A 22,536-nucleotide genomic window follows, 5' to 3' on the forward strand; every position below is an offset into this window, starting at 1 on the left:
CATGCAGATCGAAACGAAGCTGCCCAAAGTCGGCACCACCATCTTCAGTGTCATGAGCCAGTTGGCGGTCGAGCACAAGGCCGTGAACCTGGGGCAGGGCTTTCCTGATTTCGAGCCGCCCGAGGCCTTGCGCGACGCCGTGACCCGCGCGATGGCGGAAGGTCGCAACCAGTACGCGCCGGGCATCGGGCTTCCGACGCTGCGCGAACAGATCGCGCTCAAGACCGAACGCATGTACGGCCACAAGCTGAGTGCCGACACCGAAGTGACGGTGACCTCCGGGGCCACCGAGGCGCTGTTTGCCGCCATCGCCGCCGTGGTGCGCACGGGCGACGAGGTGATCGTGTTCGACCCCGCCTATGACAGCTACGAGCCGGCGATCGAACTGCAGGGCGCGCGTGCCGTGCACATCCCGCTGCAGGCGCCGACCTTTGCGGTGGACTGGCAGCGCGTGCGTGATGCGGTTACGCCGAAGACACGCATGATCCTTGTCAACAGCCCGCACAACCCGACGGGCGCGGTGCTGTCGGCGGCCGATCTCGATGAACTCGCCGACATTGTGCGCGATACCGAGATCGTAGTGCTGTCCGATGAAGTGTACGAACACATCGTGTACGACGGCGCGAAGCACGAGAGCGTGCTGCGCCACGCGGAGCTTGCGGCACGCAGCATCGTGGTGTCTTCGTTCGGCAAGACTTATCACTGCACCGGCTGGAAGGTCGGCTACGCCGTGGCGCCCAAGGCGCTCTCGGCGGAATTCCGCAAGGTGCACCAGTACCTCACGTTCTGCACGTTCCATCCTGCGCAGGTGGCGTTCGCCGAATTCATGGCGAGCACGCCAGAGCATTACCTGGAACTGCCGGCGTTCTACCAGGCCAAGCGCGACCGCTTCCGCGAGCTGATCAAGCCCTCGCGCTTCACGTTGCTGGACGTGCCGGGCGGCTATTTCCAGCTGGTGGATTACTCCGCCATCAGCAATAAGGATGACGTGGCATTCTGCGAGTGGATGGTGAAGGAAGGCGGCGTGGCTGCGATTCCGCTCACGCCGTTCTATGACAAGGCGCCGGGCACGCACCTGCTGCGCCTGTGTTTCGCCAAAAGCGACGCCACCATGGACGCCGCCGCGGAGCGTCTATGCAAGCTCTGAGGATCACCCTGGTGCAAGGTGCCACGCGCTGGCACGACGCGCCCGCCAATCGCGAGTACTACGGCGAGCTGGTGCGCCGCGTGGCCGGCCAGACTGATCTCGTCGTGCTGCCGGAAACCTTCCTGTCGGGCTTCAGCAACGACACGCGAGCCAGCGCCGAGACGATGGATGGCGAAGGCGTGGCGTGGATGCGCGCGCTTGCGCAGGAAGTGGACGCCGTGCTGTGCGGCAGCCTGGCCATCCGCGAGGGCGACAAGGTTTTCAATCGCCTGATCTGGGCCCGGCCGGACGGAAGTTTCGCGCAGTACGACAAGCGCCACCTGTTCCGCATGGCTGGCGAACACACGCGCTACGGCGGTGGCCAAGAACGCCTGATCGTCGAGCTCAAGGGCTGGCGCATTCTTCCGCAGGTCTGCTATGACCTGCGTTTCCCGGTATGGCTGCGCAACGGCCGCCGTGAAGACGCTACCGGCGGCATGGATTACGACCTTGCCCTGTTTGTGGCCAACTGGCCGGCGCCACGTCGCCAACCGTGGCGTACGTTGCTGCGCGCGCGTGCCATCGAGAACCTGAGCTACGTGGTCGGTCTTAACCGCGTCGGCGTGGATGGCAACGACTTGCCGTATGCGGGCGACAGCGCCGTTCTCGATCCCATTGGCGAACCGCTGGTGGAACTGGGTCCGCAGGAGCAGGTGGTAACGGTGACCGTCGATCCAGCGCCGCTGCTGGCGCATCGCGAGCGTTTTCCCGCGTGGATGGATGCCGATCGCTTCACGCTCGATCCGACCATCTGAGCTGACAGGCGAAACACCCTTCGTGATGAAAGGGTGGTTCGCGGGCATGCTGTGTTTCAGCGCGCAGACGCGGCGCCGGACGACGGTGTTGGCGTCTTCGGTGCGCCAACGTCCAGTTGCATGCGCCGGAAGTCGATGGTCCACCCATCGAACGCACGCAGGATGTCACCGCCCAGCACGTTGGGTTCCTTGACGTTGCCGGCATCGGCCAATGACACGCTGATGCCACTCATCACGGTCTGCTGGCCGGCGATGCGTATGCGTACTTGCGGCCACGTTACCGAGGTGCGGTCGCGCGCACCGCCAGCACCGGCCACGTGATCTTTCTTGGACGAAAGCCCCTTCAGCAGGTCCGCATGCTGTCGTGCGAAGCGCGATGACAGCGACGAGTGCGAGCCGCCGCTGTCCAGATGCATCGCCACAGGCAGATCGTTCAACGCCACGTCGACATACAGGTCACTGCCGGCCATGCGTAGATTGCCTGGCTCGCCCTGCGATGCCGGGCTGAGCGAGGGCACCAGTCGACCATCCGAAGTGAACGCGATGCGCTGCAGTTCGCGCAGCACGGGAAAGCCGATGATGGCATCGATCTGGTAGCCACCCGGCACGGGCATGTTGAGCTGATCGTCGTCCAGCACGAGGAAGGCCACGTGATCCAGTTGCAGGCCGGCGATGGCCAGGTGATCCGCCACACCGATGCGCGTGGCCACTGCCTGGCGGCTTGAGCTTCCGACACTGGCCGCGCCATCCTGCATGCGCAGCTTGAGCTTGCGGGCGGTGGTCATCGAAACGACCGATAGGTTGGCGCCAGTATCGATGACCGATGCCTGGCGCTGCCCGTTGATGTCGGCATCGGCGCGGGGCAGGCCGACCTTGTCGCGCACGAGGGCGATCGCATGCGGTGCATAGCCCGTTACTTTCTGCGCGGGCGCACGACTCAACTGATCGGCCAAGGTCGCCATCTGCATGGCATCGGCTTGTTGCTCGACGGTGGCGCCGTCGGCAGCGAGCGCGGCCTGCCACGCATGGGATGCCTGCGCGGCCTTTGCGTAATCGCCCTCGGCAAAGCTGGCATCCGCTGCGATGGGCCAGGCCAGCGCGCAATCGGCCGGGCTGCGCTCACTTCCGGCCAGGTAGCGATCCACCAGCTGCCTCGCCTGATTGGTGTCCATGCGCGCGGCGGCAATGCGGGCGCGGGCGAGCAGGGCCAGGCCGGTATCGTCGATGTGGGGAAGCTGCACCTCCAGGCGGAAGACATCGCCGTCCGCGGCTTCCTGCAAGGCGATGCGAATGGCCGGGTCGCCCGCAACCCCTGCCTGCGCCGCGACGCAAAGGGATGGCGCCAGGGCGCCGGTCAATAGCAATCCCGAGGCGAATCGGGCGAGGCCGCGCTTTTCCATGTTATGGTGTCCGTATGACGAGTAAAAATTATCGTAATACAGAAAAAAATAATCATGCAACAGCACTTAAGTTGACGAGGGTCGCGCACGGCCTCCGATGGGCGGCGTGGCTGGGAGCGGCGGCCTGCGTGCTGGTGACGGCTTGGGGCATTCTGGGCAATACCGGCGGTTCTGCGGCCGTGGCGGCAACGCTCTTTACCGATGGTTTGCCCCGCGTCTGGGCGGCCGGGATCGCGGCTGTTCTGGCCTTGATAACGAGTGCAGCGCTGGTCGAGCTCGCGCGCATGCTTGGGCGGGTGCGGCCCGACGCGCTGTTTTCCGCGACGGTCACGTGTCATTTCCGCCGCTTTGCCGGCCTGCTGATGATCGCCGCCGCATTGCGCGTGGTGCTGCCTCCGATGGCCGTGCTCTGGAGCGCCTGGCATTCGGGAGGCACGGGTTCAGTGCAACTGGAATTTTCGGGCGACGACCTGCTCGCCTTGCTGCCGGCGGCAGTGTTCTTCTTTGTGGCGCGTCTGTTCGACGAGGCCGCTCGCCTCGAAGACGACCATCGTTCGATCGTGTGAGGCGCGCATGGCGATAGTCGTTCGACTCGATGTGATGCTGGCCTTGCGCAAGGCGCGCTCACGCGAGCTTGCGCAATTCGTGGGCATCACCGAATCCAATCTCTCGTTGCTCAAATCCGGGCGCGTGCGCGGTGTGCGTTTCGAGACGCTGAGCAAGATCTGCGAGTTCCTGCAATGCCAGCCAGGCGATCTGCTCGCTTACGAACCGGGCGACGAGGAAGAAGGCGAGGAAAGCGCCTGAGGAGCGATACGCATGCCCCGTCGGTGACGGGGCAGGGTCATCAGAGAATCGACAACACCGCTTCTGGCGGACGGCCGATGGCCGCCTTGCCGTTGGCGACCACGATAGGACGCTCGATCAGTCGGGGATGAGTCGCCATGGCGGCGATCAGCGTGGTGTCGTCGAGCGTGGGATCGTCCAGTCCCAGCTCGGCATATTCCGGTTCGCTCGTGCGCATCAATTCGCGCGGCATCATGCCGAGCATGTCCAGCAACTGCACCAGCTCAGCCGAACTCGGCGGCGTCTCCAGGTAGTTGACTACCTGGCAGACTTCGCCGCGCGACTCGAGCAGCTCGAGCGTCGCGCGCGACTTCGAGCAACGGCTGTTGTGGTAGATGCGGACCGTCATCAGCGATTGCCGTGGCGATTGCCGCCTCGACCGCCGCCACCGCCACCGCCACCGCCACCGCCACCATGCGGACGGCCACCACCGGTACCGCCGCCATGGCCCTGCGGACGGCTGCCGCCGCGACCCTGCGGACGACCACCCTGACCTTGGCCTTGGCCGGGACGACCGCCGGGTTTGCCGCCACGATTGCCGCCCGGGCCACCTTGGCCGCCACTGCGATTGCCACCCGCGCCACCACCGCCAAAGCCGCCATACGGATTGCCGCCACGGCTCTCGCCGGAACGACCACCGAACGGCTTGCTGCCGCCCTCGGCCGAGCGAGCGCCGAACGGCTTGCCGCCACCGGGGCCGCGACGATTGCCGGCACCACCTGCGCCGCCGCGTGCAGCACCGCCCTCGCGGCTATCGCCGGCGAACCAGGTGCGTACGGACGGCAGCTCCTGGCCCGGCGCCACGCCGCCGCGCTTGCCCTTGCGCTGCATGCCGCCGGCCGGCCGATCCGGACGAGCGACGTTGCCGTTCACTTCGCGGCCGGGCTTGCGGCGCTGCTGCTTGCCGCGTACCGGTTCCTCGCGGATGCGGTCGTAGGCGCGCAGTTCGCGTGCTTCGTCCTGGTAGCCGGCGCTGTAGCCACCGGTGGCGCCACGCTCGGGGCGATATTCGGTGACGTTGCGCGGCGCCCGGCGCTGGTGCAGCACGGGGCTCAGGGTCAGCACCGGCTGCGGTGCGCCAAGGCCGGTGGTCTTGCGCAGGTCCTTGACGGTTTCCTCGCCCAGCGCTTCGCAATCACCACGGCGCAGGTTGCGCGGCAACTCCACGCTGCCGTAGCGGATGCGCTTGAGGCGGCTGACCAGGAATCCCTGCGAATCCCACAGGCGGCGCACTTCGCGGTTGCGACCCTCGCGGATCACCACGCGGAACCAGCTATGGCTGCCGCCGCGGCTGATCACGCCGATCTCGTCGAAGCGGGCAGGGCCGTCTTCCAGCTCCACACCGGCCTTGAGCCTTTCGATGATTTCGTCGGGCACTTCGCCGTGCACGCGGCACAGGTATTCGCGCTCAAGCCCGCTCTTGGGATGCATCAGCGCGTTGGCCAGCTCGCCATCAGTGGTGAGCAGCAACAGGCCGGTGGTGTTGATGTCCAGGCGGCCCACGGCGACCCAGCGCGCGCCCTTCAGGCGCGGCAGCTGCTCGAATACGGTGGGACGGCCTTCGGGATCTTCGCGCGTGGTCACCACGCCTTCGGGCTTGTGGTAGACCAGCACTTCGGTTTCGTCGCGGTTGTCGGTGGCGACGACGAACTGCTTGCCATCCAGCACGACGCGGTCACCCGCGTGCACGCTGGCGCCAATGGTGGCGGGCGCGCCGTTGAGTTCGACTTCGCCGGCCTGGATGCGCTGTTCCAGCATGCGGCGCGAGCCGAGACCCGCGTTGGCCAGCACCTTGTGCAGGCGTTCTTCCAGGGCAGGGGTGGTTTCGTCGCGCGGGGTGCGCTTAAGGGTCAAAACGGATTTCTGGGGCGCAGTCATGCGCGGTACTCCTCGGTATCTTGCGTGGCGTCGCCGTCATCGGCGTCCGCGCGGGTCGCTGCCTCATCGGCAGTGTCAGTCGGGATGTCGGCGTGCGTGGCAGCGCCGGGTTCGGAAGAGGCGACTTCCATCGCCTCAGGTTGTTCGTCGGCCGGCGCGTCGGTCACGGCGGCGTCGGTGGTTTCTTCATCGGCGGGCACAGGTGCCTCGTCGGTGGTTTCTTCGATGATGGTGTCGGCGTCGTCGCCGGCCACCACCAGGGTTTCATTTTCTTCGTCCGGATCGATCGGCAGGTCACGCGCCACGCGGGCCGGAAGCGGCTCGGGCGCGATGCTCATCTGCGGATCTTCCATGTCGCGGATTTCCGACAGCGGCGGCAGCTCGTCCAGCGATTTCAGGTTGAAGTAGTCGAGGAAGGCGCGGGTGGTGCCGAACAGCGCCGGCTTGCCGGGCATGTCGCGGTAGCCCACCACGCGGATCCATTCGCGCTCTTCCATCGTCTTGATGATGTTGGAAGAGACCACCACGCCGCGGATCTGCTCGATTTCCGGGCGCGTGATCGGCTGGCGGTAGGCGATCAGCGCGAGGGTTTCCAGCAGGGCGCGCGAGTAGCGGCTGGGTTTTTCGGTCCACATCCGCGAAATCCACGGATGCACGTGTTGCTTTACCTGGTAGCGAAAGCCGGAGGCGACTTCGCGCAGTTCCACGCCGCGCTGGGCACAGTCTTCGGCAAGTGCCTCCAGTGCGCGGGATACTTCCTCGCGGCCGACTTCGTCCTCTTCGCCGAACAGTTCCAGCAGTTGAGGCACGGTCATCGGCTGGCTGGATGCCAGCAGTGCCGCCTCGATGATGGGTTTGAGTTGTTCGATCTGCATGGCCTCAGTTCAGGTGAGGATGAATGATTGGGCTTGTGCGGCGAGCCGCTTATTCGGCCGCGGCGGTCGCTTCGTCGTCGGACAGTTCGATCGATTCCTCGACATTGGCCGCCTTCGAGCGAACGTAGATGGCGGACAGCGGTTCTTCCTGCACGATCTCCACCAGCATTTCCTTGGCCAGCTCCAGCATGGCCAGGAAGGTGACCACCACGCCCAGGCGCCCTTCGCTGATATCGAACAGCGTCTCGAAGCGATGGAAACTGGAGTCGCCCAGACGGCTCAGCAGTTCACCCATGCGCTGGCGCACGCTGAGCGCCTCGCGCTTGATGGCGTGATGCCCGAACAGCTCGGCGCGGTGCAGCACGTCCTTGAGCGCCAGCAGCAGTTCCTTCAGCTCAAGCGGCGGCGGCAGCTTGATGACATTGCGCTCGCCGGTGTCCGCATGGGCTGTCGCAAAGTCGCGCTCCATGCGGGGCAGGGCTTCGATATCCTCCGCCGCCCTCTTGAAACGCTCGTACTCCTGCAGGCGACGGACCAGTTCGGCGCGGGGGTCGTCTTCCACGCCTTCCTCGGTTGGTGGCCGGGGCAACAGCAGGCGCGATTTGATCTCGGCCAGGATCGCGGCCATCAGCAGGTATTCCGCCGCCAGCTCCAGCCGCATCACATCGCGCATCATTTCGATGTAATCCATGTACTGCCGGGTGATCTCGGCGACAGGGATGTCCAGGATGTCAAGGTTCTGCCGACGGATCAGGTACAGCAGCAGGTCAAGCGGGCCTTCGAACGCTTCGAGGATGACCTCGAGCGCATCCGGCGGGATGTACAGGTCCTGCGGCATCTGCAACAGCGGTTCACCGCGCACGATGGCCAGCGGCATTTCCTGCTGTTGCGGTACGGACGCAAACACGTCCTGCGGTGGGGTGACCTGCTGAGGCTCGACTGGCTCAGTGCTCATCAATATGTCGTTGGGCCGTCCTGGACGGCGTGCGTTGCATTCAACACGTTAGGAAACGTTCTGTCCCGCCGCATGCGACCGGCGAATGTCCCCGCCCGGACCGCGCCCATGTGTCGGCGATCCGTTGAAGCCTTTGTTGCGCGATGCCTAGCCGGTGCGCCTGGCGTCACCGTCGCGGGCATGCATGATGAAATCGCGCGTCCGGCGTTTCGATCAGGCTGGCCGTGAGCGACCCTTGAGCGTCTTCGGATGGCCGCGAGCCATGGCAAAGACGCAAGCCACAACATGACGAAACCCTCGTCACTGGCTTCTCAATCGGTCGGCTGAGTGCATCGGGATGGGTGACGTAGCGGTCGATCCTGGCCGATCGTGCGCGCACCCTCATGACCCACGCAGGACCAAGATTAGCGGCTGCAAGCCGGCAAGTCCAGTACGCCGAACCATCGATCTGGCGGCAAAATAGCGGCGCATGCCATCCGACGACCGCTCCATTATCCATGTAGACATGGACGCCTTCTACGCGTCCGTGGAACAGCTCGACCACCCCGAGCTGCGCGGGCTTCCGGTCGTTGTCGGTGGCCTGGGGCCGCGTGGCGTGGTCTCCACCTGCAGTTATGAGGCCCGGCCTTTTGGCGTGCGCTCGGCCATGCCCACCGCCCAGGCGCGGCGGCTGTGCCCGGATGCGGTTTACCTCTGGCCGCGGATGGCGCGGTATGAAGAAGTCTCCGCGCAGGTGTTCGAGGTGTTCCACGAGGCCACGCCCCTGGTCGAAGGCCTGTCGCTGGATGAGGCGTTTCTCGACGTCACCGCGAGCCTGCGCCTGCTGGGGTCGGTGGAAGTGATCGGCAGGCGGATCAAGGACGCGATCAGGGAGCGAACGCAGCTGGTGGCTTCGGTCGGCATGGGGCCCAACAAGCTGCTTGCGAAGCTGGCCGGCGAGCTGTCCAAACCCGACGGCTTCCGTCGCATCGCCGCGGCAGACGCCGCTGTTGAACTGGCGCCGTTGCCGGTCGGCCGGCTGTGGGCGGTCGGCAAGGTGACGGAGCAGGCGCTGCATCGTCTGGGCATCCACACCATCGGGGAATTGGCAGCATGTGACACGATGCGTCTGGCCGGTGCGCTGGGACGTCAGGCCGGCGTCATGCAGGCGCTGGCGCGTGGCGAAGACGAGCGTTGCGTCGAAGCCGAACAGGCCGAACAATCCATCGGCGCCGAACACACTTTCGATACGGATCTGGCGGATCTGTCCATGGCGGAAGCGTGGCTGCTGCGACATTGCGAGCGTGTCGCAGCCCGTGCACGCCAACGTGCCCTCATGGGGCGTACCGTCACGGTCAAGCTGCGGGAGCCGCCGTTTGTCACGCATACGCGCCAGGCGCAGCTGCGGTTGCCTAGTGCCTCGGCTGCCGACATCTATGAGCTGGCACGAGGTTTGCTTCGCGCATGGTGGAAGATGCAGGCAAGGCCGCGCCTTCGCCTGCTGGGCATCAGCCTGTCGGGCTTCGAGGGCAGGCACCAGCAGGATCTGTTCGAGGATGCGGCGGCAACGCAGGCCCCGGACAGTCTGCAGGACAGGATCAATTCGAAGTTCGGTTCGGGGAGTCTGGTACGCGCGGGCGTGTTGCGCACGCGGAACCAGGATTGAAGTTGGAATGGGCACTCCACATCATGGTGATGGGCGTGCCTTCAGCAGGAAGAGGCAGCCGGCGCATGGTGCGCGCGGTGCGGGGAGACCAGGCAGGATGAGCAAAGCGGAAGACAACGCCAGGACAGGCTCCGAACCGGAGCAGCTGCGACCTGCGCGCATGCGGATCGAAACCACGGTACTCATGAGCCGTGCGGACGAGTCGCATCCCACCGAGCTGGTGGATATTTCCGCAACGGGCGTGCTGCTGCGCCGACCGCTCGGCTGGAACGGCGAGCCAGGGGAAAGCTGGATCCTGGACATGATCTTTGGCCATGACCTGCACATTCATCTGGAAGCGCAGGTGGCCCGCATTTCCGATCGCCACGTGGGTTTCGCCTATACGCGCATCCCCGAGGACAAACAGGTGCCGCTGTGGAACCTGTTGGGCGGCTATGCCGACATCCTGGAGCTGTGGCACGACTGAGGCCTGGGAGCAGGAGTGAGTGAAGAGAAGTGAGAGAAACCCTCTCCATCTTCATGACCTCGCGGGTTACCAACAAAAAAGCCCGGCATCACGCCGGGCTTTTGTTTGGGTGGAGGCGAGGCCTTCTCTCACTCCTCACTTCTCTCCACTCACTCCTCGTTCTCAGCCCGCGGCGACCTTCTTCTCGTCGCGCAGTTCGCGGCGAAGAATCTTGCCTACGTTGCTCTTGGGCAGCGAGTCGCGGAACTCGATGATCTTCGGACGCTTGTAGCCGGTGAGATTGTCGTGGCAGAACTTCTTCAGTTCTTCCACGGTGAGGTTCGGGTCTTTGCGCACCACGAACAGCTTCACTACTTCGCCCGAGTGCTCGTCCACCACGCCGACCGCAGCCACCTCGGCCACGCCGGGATGCTGCATGACGACGTCTTCGACTTCGTTCGGATACACGTTGAAGCCGGACACCAGGATCATGTCCTTCTTGCGGTCGACGATGAAGACGTAGCCACTCTCGTCCATGCGGGCGATGTCGCCGGTGTGCAGCCAGCCATCGGGGCCCAGCACCTTGGCAGTCTCCCCGGGTCGCTGCCAGTAGCCCTTCATCACCTGCGGGCCGTGCACCATCAGTTCGCCCACTTCACCGATCGGCAGCGGTTGGTTTTCCTCCGACCAGATCGCTACCTCGGTGGAGGGAATCGGCAGGCCGATCGAGCCGTTGTAGGCCTTGAGGTCCAGCGGATTGATGCACGCAGCCGGCGAGGTTTCGGTCAGTCCGTAGGCCTCGACCAGCGTGCAACCGGTGACTTTCTTCCAGCGTTCGGCCACGGCACGCTGCACGGCCATGCCGCCACCAAGGCTCAGGTGCAGGCGCGAGAAGTCGAGCTCGGCGAAACCTGGCGTATTGAGCAGGCCGTTGAACAGCGTGTTGACGCCGGTGATCGCGGTGAAGTTGGACTGCTTCAGTTCCTTGACGAAGCCGGGCATGTCGCGCGGGTTGGTGATCAGCCAGTTCAGGCCGCCCAGTCGCATGAACACCAGTCCGTTCGCGGTAAGCGAAAAGATGTGATACAGCGGAAGCGCCGTGATGATCACTTCCTCGCCCGGCTTGGCGTTGGTGCCGATCCAGGCACCCGCCTGAAGCATGTTGGCCACCATGTTGCCGTGCGTGAGCATGGCACCCTTGGCCACACCCGTGGTGCCGCCGGTGTATTGCAGGAAGGCGATGTCGTCGTGGCTCAGGTCCACCTTCGGCAGCGCGTGCGAGGCGCCCTGCGAGAGAGCATCGCGAAAACGCACCGCATGCGGAATGTTGTACGGCGGCACCATCTTCTTGACGTTCTTGAGCACGAAGTTGATCAGCACGCCCTTGGCGCCCAGCAGATCACCGATGCCGGTGGTGACGACGTGCTTCACTTCCGTCTCGGCCAGCACCTGCTGCAGCGTGGCGGCGAAGTTGTCCAGCACCACGATGGCCTTGGCGCCGGCGTCCTCGAGCTGGTGCTTGAGTTCGCGCGCGGTGTACATCGGGTTGGTATTGACCACCACCAGGCCGGCGCGCAGCGCGCCAAAAAGGGCGATGGGATACTGCAGGACGTTGGGCATCATGATCGCGATGCGATCACCCTTGCCGAGCTTGAGCACGCCGGTGAGGTAGCCGGCGAACTGGCGGCTCATCTCATCGATCTGGCCGTAGCTGAGCTGCTTGCCGAAGCTGGCGAACGCCGGGCGGTGGCGAAAGCGCTCGAACGCCTCTTCCACCACGGCGGCCACGGATGCGTACTGATTGATGTCGATCTGCGCGGGGACGCCTTCCGGGTAATGGGCCAGCCACGGACGCTCGTTGCTCATGTTGTATCCAAAGCTCCTTTGTTGATGGCCCGTTGGTGATGGTGGCACGGGTAGGGCAAGATGGCGACGCGGCATTGGAGCATACGCCCGCGTATAGCGGCAAGCCGCGCTGCAGCGAGATTTCCGGACCCCCATGATGCAGAAACTGCTTGTAAAACCGCTGTTTTGCGGCCTGTTGGCGTTGGGTCTGGCAGCCTGTCATCGCACACCCGACGAAAGTCTCGTGCGCCAGGGCATCGAGACAGCGGAGCAGGCGGCCGAACACACCGATGCCTCCTCATTGGGCGATGTAGTCACCGACGATTTCGACGGCAACAACGGCAGCATGGACCGGCGCCAACTGCTGGGCCTGCTGCGAGCCGCGGCCTTCCGTGGCGAAACGATCCATGCGCTCGCCGGGTCGATCACGGTCGAGCCGCGTGGCGAGCGTTACGTGGCGAACTTCACCGTGACACTTACCAGCGGCGGCAAGCTGCTGCCGGCGCAGATGGGCGTCTATGAGGTGGAAACGGCGTGGCGGAAGGAAGGGCGCACGTGGCGGTGTTATTCGGCCACGTGGAAGTCTGCCTAGGCCCCGCTGAAGTCGAATCCATTGTGGAAGCGCACCCTGAGCGCGATGGTGATGCATCGGCGTTACCGCTCCGTAGGTTCGTCGCGCACAGGGTGCGCTCCCACTGATAACCCCCGCAGATAAAAAGAATGCCGCCCGAGGGCAGCATTCTTTCACGCCTCATGACGAGGGCTATCAGGCTGCCGCCTTCTTCCCTGCCAACTGACGCAGCACGTATTGCAGGATGCCGCCGTGGCGGAAGAACTCGCGCTCCTTCGGGGTCAGCAGCAGCACCTTCACGGTAAAGGTCTTCTGGCTGCCGTCCGCGGCGGTGGCGGTGACCTTGGCGACCTTCGATTCACCGCCTTCGAGGCCCACGATGTCGAAGGTTTCCCTGCCGTTGAGCCCTAGCGTCAGTGCGTTCTGGCCGTCCTGGAATTGCAGCGGCAGCACGCCCATGCCCACCAGGTTGGAGCGGTGGATGCGCTCGAAACTCTCGGCAATCACCGCCTTCACGCCCAGCAGCAGCGTGCCCTTGGCAGCCCAGTCGCGCGAGGAGCCGGTGCCGTACTCCTTGCCGGCGATGACCACCAGCGGCGTCCTGTCGGCCTTGTATTTCATCGCCGCATCGTAGATGGCCATCTGCTCGCCGGAAGGCACATGCATGGTGTAGCCGCCTTCGACGCCATCGAGCATCAGGTTCTTGATGCGGATGTTGGCGAAGGTGCCGCGAACCATCACGTCGTCGTTGCCGCGGCGCGAGCCGTAGGAGTTGAAGTCCTTCGGGTCCACGCCCTTGCCGATCAGGAAGCGGCCCGCCGGGCTGTCCTTCTTGATCGAGCCGGCCGGCGAGATGTGGTCGGTGGTGATGGAGTCACCGAACAGGCCCAGCACGCGCGCGCCGTGGACGTCCTCGATGGTGCCCGGTTCCTTGCTCATGCCTTCGAAATACGGCGGGTTCTTGATGTAGGTGGAGTCGTCCCACTTGTACACGTCGCCATCCGGCGAGGCGATGTGGTTCCAGCGACTGTCGCCCTTGAATACATCGGCATAGCTCTTCTCGAACATCTCCGGATTGATCGCACCGGCGATGGTGTCGGAGATCTCCTTGTTGGTCGGCCAGATGTCCTTGAGGTATACCGGATTGCCGTCGCTGCCCGTGCCCAGCGGTTCCTTGGTGAGGTCGATGTCCAGCGTGCCGGCCAGCGCGTAGGCAACCACCAGCGGCGGCGAGGCGAGATAGTTCATCTTCACTTCGGGATGCACGCGACCTTCGAAGTTGCGATTGCCTGACAGCACGGACGCGACCGCGAGATCGCCTTCCGCGATGCCCTTGCTGATTTCCGGCGGCAGCGGACCGGAGTTGCCGATGCAGGTGGTGCAGCCGTAGCCGACAATGTAGAAGCCAATCTTCTCCAGCTCCTTCAACAGGCCGGTCTTCTCCAGGTAATCGGTGACGACCTTGGAGCCCGGGCCGATCGACGTCTTCACCCACGGCTGTGCCTTGAGGCCCTTCGCGGCAGCCTTCTTGGCGACCAGTCCGGCACCCAGCATCACGCTGGGGTTGGAGGTGTTGGTGCAGGAGGTGATCGCGGCGATCACGACGGCGCCATCGCCAAGCTTGAACGACTCGCCATCCTTCACCACGCGAACGCCGGAGTCGGTGATGTCATTGGCCGGATTGCCGATGGCGGACGAGCCACCTTCGGCGATGAAGTTGGACGTTTCGGCATTGCGCGGCTTGCGGCTGGCGGTGAGCGGACCGACCGCATCCTGGAAACTCTTCTGCACGCCTTCCAGCAATACGCGATCCTGCGGGCGCTTGGGGCCGGCCAGTGATGGCTTCACGTCGGCGAGGTTGAGTTCCAGCGTGGCGCTGAAGCGTGGCTCTGGCGTGTTTGCGTCATGCCACAGGCCCTGTGCCTTGGCATAAGCCTCGACCAGTTGGATCTGGTCTTCGCCGCGACCCGACAGGCGCATGTAGTTCAGGGCTTCCTGGTCGATCGGGAAGATGCCGCAGGTGGCACCGTATTCCGGCGCCATGTTGCCGATGGTGGCGCGGTCGGCCAGCGCGAGGTGCTTGAGGCCATCACCGAAGAATTCGACGAATTTGCCCACCACGCCGAGCTTGCGCAGCATCTGCGTAACGGTAAGCACCAGGTCGGTAGCGGTCACGCCTTCGGACAGCTTGCCGCTGAGCTTGAAGCCGACAACCTGTGGAATCAGCATCGACGACGGCTGGCCCAGCATGGCCGCCTCGGCCTCGATGCCACCCACGCCCCAGCCCAGCACGCCAATGCCGTTGATCATGGTGGTGTGCGAGTCGGTACCGAACACGGTGTCCGGATAGGCCCACGGCGTGCCGTCCTTGTTGGCCGTGAACACCACGCGGGCGAGGTGTTCCAGGTTCACCTGGTGAACGATACCGGTGCGCGGCGGCACGACCTTGAAATTGTTGAATGCCTTCTGGCCCCAACGCAGGAACGAATAGCGCTCCTGGTTGCGATGGAATTCGATCTCGACGTTCTTTTCCAGCGCATCTTCCGAGCCGTAGACGTCGACTTGTACGGAGTGGTCGATCACCAGTTCGGCCGGCGCGAGCGGATTGATCTGCGTGGCATCGCCGCCCAGCTTCACCACGGCATCGCGCATGGCGGCCAGGTCGACCACGCAGGGCACGCCCGTGAAGTCCTGCAGCACCACGCGAGCCGGCATGAAGGCGATCTCGGTGTCGGGTTCGGCCGTGGCGTCCCAGTTGGCGATGGCCTCGATTTCCCTGGCGGTGACGTTGAGGCCATCCTCGTGGCGCAACAAGTTTTCCAGCAGGATCTTCAGCGAATAGGGAAGGGTCTTCAGATCGTATCGCTGGCCGAACTTGGCGAGGCTGGCGATCTGGTACTGGCTGCCGTTGACAGTGAGGGTGTCGCGGGTGGCGAATGAATCCAGCATGGGCTAACTCCTGTTGCTTGAGTCTGGCGAACGCGCGAGGCGTACCAGGGGGGGATCCTAGGACACGGTACGTGAGAGGAATTGCAAGGAGAGGCTTCCCTGAGGGGATGTCCGCCAGTTTGGGGCAAACGGCCGAGGGTGCAAGCCGCACGATCGCTTATTCCAACCATGTCGCATTGCAAGATTTCGAATGCTGCCGGAAGCATTGTCTTGCGTTGCGGCACTTGGGCCGCGGCTGGCAAAATAAGGGGCTGCCATGCCGTCCCAAAGCGGCCTGGCGACAGGGTTTTACGCCTTGCCGAGCGCCCCTAGCGGCCACGCGGATTCTCCCTCGGGCGACCTCCGTCGCGGTGGTGCAAGCCATCGCTCGCTGCCCCTTATGTTGTTCACCGGACGAGACCACATGCTTATCGCCTACCGCCAACACGTTGCCGAGCGCGCCGCGCTGGGTATCCCGCCGCTGCCGCTGTCGGCCCAGCAGACCGCCGACCTGATCGAGCTGCTGAAGAACCCGCCTGCCGGCGAGGAAGCCTTCCTGGTCGAGCTGATCACCTACCGCGTGCCGGCGGGTGTGGACGATGCGGCCAAGGTCAAGGCCTCGTACCTGGCGGCCGTGGCGTTCGGCACCGAGACGTGCGCGCTGATCTCGCGCGAGAAGGCTACCGAGCTGCTCGGCACCATGCTGGGCGGCTACAACATCCATCCGCTGATCGAGCTGCTCGATGATGCGCAGATCGGCACCGTTGCCGCCAACGCGCTCAAGCACACGCTGCTGATGTTCGACGCCTTCCACGACGTGAAGGAAAAGGCGGACAAGGGCAATGCCAACGCCAAGGCCGTGCTGCAGAGCTGGGCCGACGCCGAGTGGTTCACCAGCAAGCCCGAAGTGCCCGAGAGCCTGACCATCACGGTGTTCAAGGTGCCGGGCGAGACCAACACCGACGACCTGTCGCCGGCACCGGATGCCACCACGCGCCCGGACATCCCGCTGCACGCGCTGGCCATGCTGAAGAACAAGCGCGACGGCGCACCGTTCACGCCGGAAGAAGACGGCAAGCGCGGCCCCATCGCTTTCATCGAATCGCTGAAGGAAAAGGGTCATCTGGTCGCCTACGTGGGTGACGTGGTCGGCACCGGTTCCAGCCGCAAGTCCGCCACCAACTCGGTGCTGTGGTTCACCGGCGAGGACATCCCCTTCATTCCGAACAAGCGCTTCGGCGGTGTGTGCCTGGGCAGCAAGATCGCTCCGATCTTCTACAACACCATGGAAGATGCCGGCGCGCTGCCGATCGAACTCGACGTCTCCAGCATGGAGATGGGCGACGTGGTCGAGCTGCGCCCGTACGAGGGCAAGGCGCTGAAGAACGGCGAAGTGATTGCCGAGTTCCAGGTGAAGTCCGATGTGCTGTTCGACGAAGTGCGCGCCGGTGGCCGCATTCCGCTGATCGTCGGCCGCGGCCTCACCGCCAAGGCGCGCGAAGCGCTGGGCCTGCCGGTCTCCACCCTGTTCCGCCTGCCGCAGCAGCCGGCCGATACCGGCAAGGGCTACACGCTGGCGCAGAAGATGGTCGGCCGCGCCGTCGGCCTGCCGGAAGGCCAGGGCGTGCGCCCGGGCACCTATTGCGAGCCGAAGATGACCTCGGTGGGTTCGCAGGACACCACCGGCCCGATGACCCGCGACGAGCTGAAGGACCTTGCTTGCCTGGGCTTCTCGGCCGACCTGGTGATGCAGTCGTTCTGCCACACGGCCGCCTATCCGAAGCCGGTGGACGTGAAGACCCACCACACGCTGCCGGAATTCATCAGCACGCGTGGCGGCATAAGCTTGCGCCCGGGTGACGGCGTGATCCACAGCTGGCTCAACCGCATGCTGCTGCCCGACACCGTCGGCACCGGCGGCGACAGCCACACCCGCTTCCCGATCGGCATTTCGTTCCCGGCCGGCTCCGGCCTGGTGGCTTTCGCCGCCGCCACCGGCGTCATGCCGCTCGATATGCCCGAATCCGTGCTTGTGCGCTTCAAGGGCGAGCTGCAGCCGGGCGTCACCCTGCGTGACCTGGTCAATGCGATCCCGCTGTACGCGATCAAGAGCGGTCTGCTCACCGTCGCCAAGCAGGGCAAGAAGAACATCTTCTCCGGTCGCATCCTGGAAATCGAAGGTCTGCCCAACCTGAAGGTGGAGCAGGCGTTCGAGCTGTCCGACGCCTCGGCCGAGCGTTCGGCCGCCGGTTGCACGGTGCACCTCGACAAGGCGCCGATCATCGAATACATCAACAGCAACATCACGCTGCTGAAATACATGATCGCCCAGGGCTACAAGGATCCGCGCAGCCTGCAGCGCCGCATCAAGGCGATGGAAGCATGGCTCGCCAACCCGCAGCTGCTGCAGGGTGATGCCGACGCCGAATACGCCGCCGTCATCGAGATCGATCTGGCCGACGTGCACGAGCCCATCGTGGCCTGCCCGAACGATCCGGACGACGTGAAGACGCTGAGCGACGTGGCCGGCGCCACCATCGACGAAGTGTTCATCGGTTCGTGCATGACCAACATCGGTCACTTCCGCGCGGCGTCCAAGCTGCTGGAAGGCAAGCGCGATATCCCGACCAAGCTGTGGGTGGCCCCGCCGACCAAGATGGACCAGCAGCAGCTGACCGAGGAAGGCCACTACGGCGTGCTCGGCACCGCCGGCGCCCGCATGGAAATGCCGGGTTGCTCGCTGTGCATGGGCAACCAGGCGCAGGTGCGCGAGGGCGCCACGGTGTTCTCCACCTCCACCCGCAACTTCCCCAACCGTCTGGGCAAGAACTCCAACGTGTACCTGGGTTCGGCCGAGCTGGCCGCGATCTGCTCGCGTCTGGGTCGCATTCCGACCAAGGCCGAGTACATGACCGACATCGGCGTGATCAACGCCAACGGCGAGAAGATCTACAAATACATGAACTTCAATCAGATCGCCGATTACCAGGACGTGGCCGACACGGTCACCGCCTGAGTCGATTGACGGGTTGAAAGAAAAAAAGGAAGGGTGGCGCAAGCCGCCCTTCTTTTTCGCCACCGCTTACGTTGCAGGAGCCCACCCAATAGGCGACCGCGGCGCGTCGGCGTCATCGCTACGCCGGGTCCCCTTTGGGGATGATTTGTCGCGCACAGGGTGCGCTCCCACAGAGAGAAGTCGCCAAACGAGGCGCTACTTGCACTTGTTAGGAGCCCACCCAGTGGGTGACCGCAGCGCATTGGCATCACCGCTCCGCCAGGTCTCCTTGGGGGGCGGCTTATCGCGCACTGGGTGCGCTCCTACAGTGACGGGCTTATTCAGCGCGGCGAGGGTGAACAACCCGTGCCGTGCTCCGTCGTTTATGCTTTCGCCGTCCCTCGACCCGCAGGCCGCGCATGATCTCCAGTCACCTCTCGGTAGTCTCCTTGCGCGACCTGATGCTGGTGCAGGCGGTCCATCGCCATGGCAGTTTCAACAGTGCCGCGCGGGCGATGCACATCAGTCCGTCGGGACTTTCGCACCAAGTGCAGAAAGTTGAGCAGGCGCTCGGCGCTCCCTTGTTCGAGCGCGGTGGACGTCGCGTGGTGCCCACTGCGGGCGGGCAGCGCCTGCTGGAGCAGATCGATGCCGTGCTTGCTGCTGCCGAACACTTGCAGCAGGTCGCTCGCGCGGGCGAGGTGGCTTTTGGCGGTGAGCTTCGCCTCGGCGTGCCCGCCTCGCTGGGCCCGTACCTGTTACCTCACCTTATCGCGCCGTTTCCCCAGCATTTCCCGGGCACGCGCCTGAGCCTTTCCGAAGGCAAACCGCGCGGCCTGCTGCGTCGCTTGAACGAAGGCGAGCTCGACGCCGTGCTGGCTCCCAAGGTGCCACCGGTGAGCGGCATCGCCACGCGCCCTCTGTTTTTCGAGCCGTGGGAAGTGATGTTCCGCGCGGATCATCCTTTGGCGGGAAAGCGCGGCGTGGCGCTGGAACAACTGGACGCAGGCGACGCCACGCTCATGACCGAGAGCCACTGCGAGGACATCCTCGGCGGAGGTCACGTGCAGGACGTGAGCCTCGAAAGCCTTGCCGCCCTGGTGGAGCTGCGTGGTGGCTACGCGCTGGTCCCGGCACTTGCCCATGAGCGCCTGGCTTCGACGCCCAATATCGTGCTGGCCAAGCTCAAGGGGCAGCAGCCGGGACGCGAGATCGCGCTGTATTGGCGAGAAGCTTCGCCGTGGCATGCCGACCTGCAGAACTTCGCCTTGCTGCTCCGCAAACTGGCCAAGCAGCGCCCCGGCCTCAAGCTGGCCGACGAGGCTGCCTCTTAACCCTTCTCCCGCCGGGAGGGGGTTGGGGATAGGGTGCGGTTCTCGCGCAAGCCTCCAAACCCCTCAATTCTCAAAAATCCAGCTCCTGCGACGCGCACAGATAGTCAATCATCGGCGCGACCCGCTTGTACGTATCCACCAGCCACGGCAACAGCTCGGCTGAACACGCAAGCTTTTCGTCAAAGCCTGCGCCGCAGGCAAAATCCTTGCGCTTGAGGTCGTCGATCAGCTCGTGGTCCGCATCGAAACCGCGCGGTGGCCGGCTCAGCGATTCGCCCCAGAACGCGAAGTGATCGCGAAACGCCTTGCTGCGCGTGGCGCGTTTCCATGCCTCGGGGTTGTCGGTGAGGAATGCGCGGATGCGCTTGAGTGCGTCCGATTCGGGATGCCACATGCCGCCGCCTGCGAAGCAGTCGCCCGGCTGCACATGCATGTAGAACGATGGTGCGTGCACTTCGTTTCGCCGCTCGTGGTAGAAGCGCGCACCCTGCCACGGCTTGTACGGCTGCTTGTCGTTGGAAAAGCGCGTGTCGCGATGAATGCGAAACAACGAGCCACCGCTCTTGCGCGGATCGGCGCGGTAATGCGGGCTGATCTTCGTGAGCGGCGCCTGCAGGTCGTCGATGAGTGCAAGGAATGGCTCGCGCACGTTGCGCTCGTAGTCATCCTTGTGCGCCAGGAACCATTCGCGGTTGTTGTTTCGGGCCAATGAACGCAGGAAGCGGAACGTTGCAGGCGTGAAGTAGGCGTTGGGCATGGACGGATCGGTGCTCAGGCGGAAAGGGGCGCGATGTCGGTGGCGAGCTGTTCGCCCCAGAGCTGCAGTTGATCGAGCAGGATCAGCTTGTCGCCGGGGACTTCTCCGCGCAGGGTCTCGATGCGCGCGAAGTAGTCATCCAGGGTGAGGCCAGTCAAGGGTGAGGGGCGGGTAAGGCGCGCGCGGCAGAAGTCCAGCCAGCGGGCTTGTTCTTCGGCGCTCAGCAGTTGGGGCCAATTGCGTGCGCGATAGCGGAACAGCAGCTCGGCATAGCGCGGATCGCGGAAGGGGAACGGCCGGCTGGCAAGCTGTTCCGGCGGCGTGGCGCGCACCTCGGCCAGCAGGCGCTTGTCGGCATCGGGCAGGAAGCCGCCATAGAGCGCCAGTTCCGGGTCTTCCGCCGGGGGAAAATCGGCCGCGCGCTGGAACACGCGCCGCAACTTGTGCGCGAGGCCTTCGGCGCTGGCAAGCATGTCGCGATGCGCCTGCACGCGGTCCAGGTCGATCTGCAGGCGTTCAAGGTCTGCGCCTTTCAGCACGGACAGCGGCGCCAGGGCCGGTGCGCGATTGGCGCGCACAGTACGCAGCGGAATACGTTGGACGCCTTCCGGAAGATCGGCGCGCGCGGTGAATACGCGATCGGCGATCTCCTCCTCGTCCAGCGCGAGCCATGCGGACGGATCCTCGCTCAGGTCGTACACGATGATCTCCGCCGGCCGGCTCGGATGAGCCGCGAGCGGCGCCACCACCGCCAGGCAATGCCGGCTGGACGGGTAACGCGAGGACACGTGCACGACGGGCGTGATGGCCGTGACGTCCAGCAGCTCGAACACGCGCTGCTTGCGCCGCAGGCCGAAGTACCAGTCCCACAGGCGCGGCTGGCGCACGCGGATCAACCGCGCGAGGTCGATCAGCGCGTGCACGTCCGACAGCGCATCGTGCGCGCGCTCCTGCTGCAGGTGATTGGCCTTGGCGAGGTGCTCCAGCTTGAAACTCGGCGTACCGTCATCGCGGGTGGGCCACACGATGCCTTCGGGGCGAAGCGCCTGGCACATGCGCACCAGGTCGATCAGGTCCCAGCGTGAATTGCCGTTCTCCCACTCGCGCCCATACGGCTCGTACATGTTGCGGTAGAGCATCTGGCGCGTGATTTCATCATCGAAGCGCAGGGAGTTGTAGCCCACGCCGCAGGTACCTGGCTGGGCCAGCTGCTCGTGCACACGCGCCGCGAACTCCGCTTCGATCACGCCTTCACGTTCGGCCTGCTGGGGTGTGATGCCGGTGATCAGGCAGGCCTCCGGGTGCGGCGGCATTTCCCGCGGCGGCTTGCCGAAGAACATCACCGGCTCGTCCACGATTTCCAGCTCGAGATTGGTGCGGATGCCCGCAAACTGCACCGGCCGGTCGCGCCAGGGATCGGCGCCGAAGGTCTCGTAGTCGTGCCAGAAGAAGGTCTGCATGCCGGCGATCATCGCATAGGCTTTCGCCGCCGATGCCTAAAAGCGGCTCGGGCTGCGGGCCTGCTGCTAGACTTCCCGTCCAGGAGGGCGCATGAGCCAAGCGAACGACGACAATCTGATCTGGATCGATCTGGAAATGACCGGGCTCGATACGGATAACGACTCCATTCTGGAGATCGCCACCATCGTCACCGACAAGGACCTTCGCATTCTGGCCGAAGGGCCGGTGTTCGCGATCCACCATCCGCTGGATCGTCTCGAAGGCATGGATGCATGGAACCGCAACCAGCATCGCCGCTCGGGTCTGTGGGACCAGGTGGTGGCGTCTGCGGACGATCATGCGGTGGCCGAGCTGGCGACGCTGGAATTCCTCAAGGAATGGGTGCCGCCGGGCAAGTCGCCGATGTGTGGCAACTCCATCTGCCAGGACCGTCGCTTCATGCATCGACAGATGCCGCGGCTGGAGCGCTTTTTCCATTACCGGAACCTCGACGTGTCCACGCTCAAGGAGCTGGCTCGACGCTGGGCGCCGGCGATCGGCAAGGGCTTCGCCAAGGAGTCCGCGCACACGGCGCTGTCGGACATCCGCGATTCGATCGATGAGTTGCGTTACTACCGTCAGTTCATGGGGCCGCTCGGCGGCGGATCCTGACGCTGACAG

At 64.7% G+C, this 22,536-nt stretch carries 19 protein-coding genes; 10 read left to right on the top strand and 9 right to left on the bottom strand.

Translation table 11 applies throughout. The annotated features are described in order from the left end of the window. The first annotated feature begins 1 nt into the window (after position 1). Positions 2-1,147 carry a pyridoxal phosphate-dependent aminotransferase gene (locus VFG49_RS01795; protein WP_324857788.1) on the top strand — a complete coding sequence of 382 codons (1,146 nt, stop codon included), beginning with the start codon at positions 2-4 and terminating at the stop codon, positions 1,145-1,147. Further along, complete coding sequence (locus tag VFG49_RS01800) at positions 1,135-1,941, top strand: amidohydrolase (protein ID WP_324857789.1); 807 nt, start codon at positions 1,135-1,137, stop codon at positions 1,939-1,941. The genes VFG49_RS01795 and VFG49_RS01800 overlap by 13 nt, the downstream gene beginning before the upstream one ends. A 56-nt stretch (positions 1,942-1,997) precedes the next feature. Here VFG49_RS01800 and VFG49_RS01805 read toward each other — a convergent pair whose 3' ends face one another. Beyond that, positions 1,998-3,341, bottom strand: coding sequence for a retropepsin-like aspartic protease (locus VFG49_RS01805; RefSeq protein ID WP_324857790.1), 1,344 nt, complete (start codon positions 3,339-3,341; stop codon positions 1,998-2,000). Between the two features lie 14 nt (positions 3,342-3,355). On the opposite strand from VFG49_RS01805, the gene VFG49_RS01810 reads away from it, so the two are divergent. Both VFG49_RS01810 and VFG49_RS01815 read left to right on the top strand, forming a co-directional pair. Further along, positions 3,356-3,907 carry a hypothetical protein gene (locus VFG49_RS01810; protein WP_324857791.1) on the top strand — a complete coding sequence of 184 codons (552 nt, stop codon included), beginning with the start codon at positions 3,356-3,358 and terminating at the stop codon, positions 3,905-3,907. A 7-nt stretch (positions 3,908-3,914) separates the two neighbouring features. After that, positions 3,915-4,148, top strand: coding sequence for a helix-turn-helix transcriptional regulator (locus VFG49_RS01815; RefSeq protein WP_324857792.1), 234 nt, complete (start codon positions 3,915-3,917; stop codon positions 4,146-4,148). 40 nt (positions 4,149-4,188) lie between these two features. On the opposite strand, the gene arsC is transcribed toward VFG49_RS01815, so the two are convergent. Genes arsC through VFG49_RS01835 form a run of 4 tightly spaced genes read right to left on the bottom strand, consistent with a single transcriptional unit; the run spans position 4,189 to position 7,895 of the window. Further along, the gene (gene arsC, locus VFG49_RS01820; RefSeq protein WP_324857793.1) at positions 4,189-4,536 is read right to left on the bottom strand and encodes an arsenate reductase (glutaredoxin); all 348 of its coding nucleotides are present in this window, start codon (positions 4,534-4,536) and stop codon (positions 4,189-4,191) included. Further along, entirely contained in the window at positions 4,536-6,065 is a 1,530-nt protein-coding gene (locus VFG49_RS01825) for a pseudouridine synthase (protein ID WP_324857794.1), read from the bottom strand. The genes arsC and VFG49_RS01825 overlap by 1 nt, the downstream gene beginning before the upstream one ends. Beyond that, on the bottom strand, positions 6,062-6,940 hold the full coding sequence (scpB, locus tag VFG49_RS01830) for an SMC-Scp complex subunit ScpB (protein WP_324857795.1): 879 nt from the start codon (positions 6,938-6,940) through the stop codon (positions 6,062-6,064). Before scpB ends, VFG49_RS01825 begins: the two co-directional genes overlap by 4 nt. A 49-nt stretch (positions 6,941-6,989) precedes the next feature. After that, entirely contained in the window at positions 6,990-7,895 is a 906-nt protein-coding gene (locus VFG49_RS01835) for a ScpA family protein (protein WP_324857796.1), read from the bottom strand. Between the two features lie 469 nt (positions 7,896-8,364). Between VFG49_RS01835 and VFG49_RS01840 the strand changes: the two genes are divergently transcribed. Together VFG49_RS01840 and VFG49_RS01845 are read left to right on the top strand one after the other, a co-directional pair. Beyond that, positions 8,365-9,540 (top strand): DNA polymerase IV, encoded by a 1,176-nt coding sequence (locus VFG49_RS01840; protein ID WP_324857797.1) that lies wholly within the window; start codon positions 8,365-8,367, stop codon positions 9,538-9,540. Between the two features lie 97 nt (positions 9,541-9,637). After that, positions 9,638-10,006, top strand: coding sequence for a PilZ domain-containing protein (locus tag VFG49_RS01845; protein WP_324857798.1), 369 nt, complete (start codon positions 9,638-9,640; stop codon positions 10,004-10,006). A 162-nt stretch (positions 10,007-10,168) separates the two neighbouring features. Here the strand turns inward: VFG49_RS01845 and VFG49_RS01850 are convergent, their stop codons facing one another. Continuing rightward, entirely contained in the window at positions 10,169-11,851 is a 1,683-nt protein-coding gene (locus VFG49_RS01850) for a long-chain-fatty-acid--CoA ligase (RefSeq protein WP_324857799.1), read from the bottom strand. Between the two features lie 136 nt (positions 11,852-11,987). Between VFG49_RS01850 and VFG49_RS01855 the strand changes: the two genes are divergently transcribed. Continuing rightward, positions 11,988-12,422: a hypothetical protein gene (locus VFG49_RS01855; protein ID WP_324857800.1), complete on the top strand. Its 435-nt coding sequence runs from the start codon at positions 11,988-11,990 to the stop codon at positions 12,420-12,422. Between the two features lie 174 nt (positions 12,423-12,596). On the opposite strand, the gene acnA is transcribed toward VFG49_RS01855, so the two are convergent. Further along, the gene (gene acnA / locus VFG49_RS01860; protein WP_324857801.1) at positions 12,597-15,350 is read right to left on the bottom strand and encodes an aconitate hydratase AcnA; all 2,754 of its coding nucleotides are present in this window, start codon (positions 15,348-15,350) and stop codon (positions 12,597-12,599) included. A gap of 403 nt (positions 15,351-15,753) precedes the next feature. Between acnA and acnB the strand changes: the two genes are divergently transcribed. Then, positions 15,754-18,345: a bifunctional aconitate hydratase 2/2-methylisocitrate dehydratase gene (acnB, locus tag VFG49_RS01865; RefSeq protein ID WP_324857802.1), complete on the top strand. Its 2,592-nt coding sequence runs from the start codon at positions 15,754-15,756 to the stop codon at positions 18,343-18,345. A gap of 398 nt (positions 18,346-18,743) precedes the next feature. Beyond that, positions 18,744-19,658, top strand: coding sequence for a LysR family transcriptional regulator (locus VFG49_RS01870; protein WP_324857803.1), 915 nt, complete (start codon positions 18,744-18,746; stop codon positions 19,656-19,658). Positions 19,659-19,728: 70 nt separating this feature from the next. Here the strand turns inward: VFG49_RS01870 and VFG49_RS01875 are convergent, their stop codons facing one another. Both VFG49_RS01875 and sbcB read right to left on the bottom strand, forming a co-directional pair. After that, a complete protein-coding gene (locus VFG49_RS01875) occupies positions 19,729-20,415 on the bottom strand; it encodes a DUF2461 domain-containing protein (protein WP_324857804.1) in 687 nt (228 codons plus the stop codon). Positions 20,416-20,429: 14 nt separating this feature from the next. Continuing rightward, positions 20,430-21,875 (bottom strand): exodeoxyribonuclease I, encoded by a 1,446-nt coding sequence (gene sbcB, locus VFG49_RS01880; protein WP_324857805.1) that lies wholly within the window; start codon positions 21,873-21,875, stop codon positions 20,430-20,432. Positions 21,876-21,966: 91 nt separating this feature from the next. Here sbcB and orn point away from each other — a divergent pair, with 91 nt between their 5' ends. Next, positions 21,967-22,527: an oligoribonuclease gene (gene orn / locus VFG49_RS01885; RefSeq protein ID WP_324857806.1), complete on the top strand. Its 561-nt coding sequence runs from the start codon at positions 21,967-21,969 to the stop codon at positions 22,525-22,527. The last annotated feature ends 9 nt before the right edge of the window (positions 22,528-22,536 follow it).

It is taken from the genome of Dyella sp. (genome assembly GCF_035685885.1).
Taxonomy (GTDB): domain Bacteria; phylum Pseudomonadota; class Gammaproteobacteria; order Xanthomonadales; family Rhodanobacteraceae; genus Dyella.

What these genes read in the sequence shown, in the direction of transcription:
- VFG49_RS01795 (WP_324857788.1), top strand. Translation starts at nt 2, where the DNA reads ATGCAGATCGAAACGAAGCTGCCCAAAGTCGGCACCACCATCTTCAGT.
- VFG49_RS01800 (WP_324857789.1), top strand. Translation starts at nt 1,135, where the DNA reads ATGCAAGCTCTGAGGATCACCCTGGTGCAAGGTGCCACGCGCTGGCAC.
- VFG49_RS01805 (WP_324857790.1), bottom strand. Translation starts at nt 3,341, where the DNA reads ATGGAAAAGCGCGGCCTCGCCCGATTCGCCTCGGGATTGCTATTGACC.
- VFG49_RS01810 (WP_324857791.1), top strand. Translation starts at nt 3,356, where the DNA reads ATGACGAGTAAAAATTATCGTAATACAGAAAAAAATAATCATGCAACA.
- VFG49_RS01815 (WP_324857792.1), top strand. Translation starts at nt 3,915, where the DNA reads ATGGCGATAGTCGTTCGACTCGATGTGATGCTGGCCTTGCGCAAGGCG.
- arsC (WP_324857793.1), bottom strand. Translation starts at nt 4,536, where the DNA reads ATGACGGTCCGCATCTACCACAACAGCCGTTGCTCGAAGTCGCGCGCG.
- VFG49_RS01825 (WP_324857794.1), bottom strand. Translation starts at nt 6,065, where the DNA reads ATGACTGCGCCCCAGAAATCCGTTTTGACCCTTAAGCGCACCCCGCGC.
- scpB (WP_324857795.1), bottom strand. Translation starts at nt 6,940, where the DNA reads ATGCAGATCGAACAACTCAAACCCATCATCGAGGCGGCACTGCTGGCA.
- VFG49_RS01835 (WP_324857796.1), bottom strand. Translation starts at nt 7,895, where the DNA reads ATGAGCACTGAGCCAGTCGAGCCTCAGCAGGTCACCCCACCGCAGGAC.
- VFG49_RS01840 (WP_324857797.1), top strand. Translation starts at nt 8,365, where the DNA reads ATGCCATCCGACGACCGCTCCATTATCCATGTAGACATGGACGCCTTC.
- VFG49_RS01845 (WP_324857798.1), top strand. Translation starts at nt 9,638, where the DNA reads ATGAGCAAAGCGGAAGACAACGCCAGGACAGGCTCCGAACCGGAGCAG.
- VFG49_RS01850 (WP_324857799.1), bottom strand. Translation starts at nt 11,851, where the DNA reads ATGAGCAACGAGCGTCCGTGGCTGGCCCATTACCCGGAAGGCGTCCCC.
- VFG49_RS01855 (WP_324857800.1), top strand. Translation starts at nt 11,988, where the DNA reads ATGCAGAAACTGCTTGTAAAACCGCTGTTTTGCGGCCTGTTGGCGTTG.
- acnA (WP_324857801.1), bottom strand. Translation starts at nt 15,350, where the DNA reads ATGCTGGATTCATTCGCCACCCGCGACACCCTCACTGTCAACGGCAGC.
- acnB (WP_324857802.1), top strand. Translation starts at nt 15,754, where the DNA reads ATGCTTATCGCCTACCGCCAACACGTTGCCGAGCGCGCCGCGCTGGGT.
- VFG49_RS01870 (WP_324857803.1), top strand. Translation starts at nt 18,744, where the DNA reads ATGATCTCCAGTCACCTCTCGGTAGTCTCCTTGCGCGACCTGATGCTG.
- VFG49_RS01875 (WP_324857804.1), bottom strand. Translation starts at nt 20,415, where the DNA reads ATGCCCAACGCCTACTTCACGCCTGCAACGTTCCGCTTCCTGCGTTCA.
- sbcB (WP_324857805.1), bottom strand. Translation starts at nt 21,875, where the DNA reads ATGCAGACCTTCTTCTGGCACGACTACGAGACCTTCGGCGCCGATCCC.
- orn (WP_324857806.1), top strand. Translation starts at nt 21,967, where the DNA reads ATGAGCCAAGCGAACGACGACAATCTGATCTGGATCGATCTGGAAATG.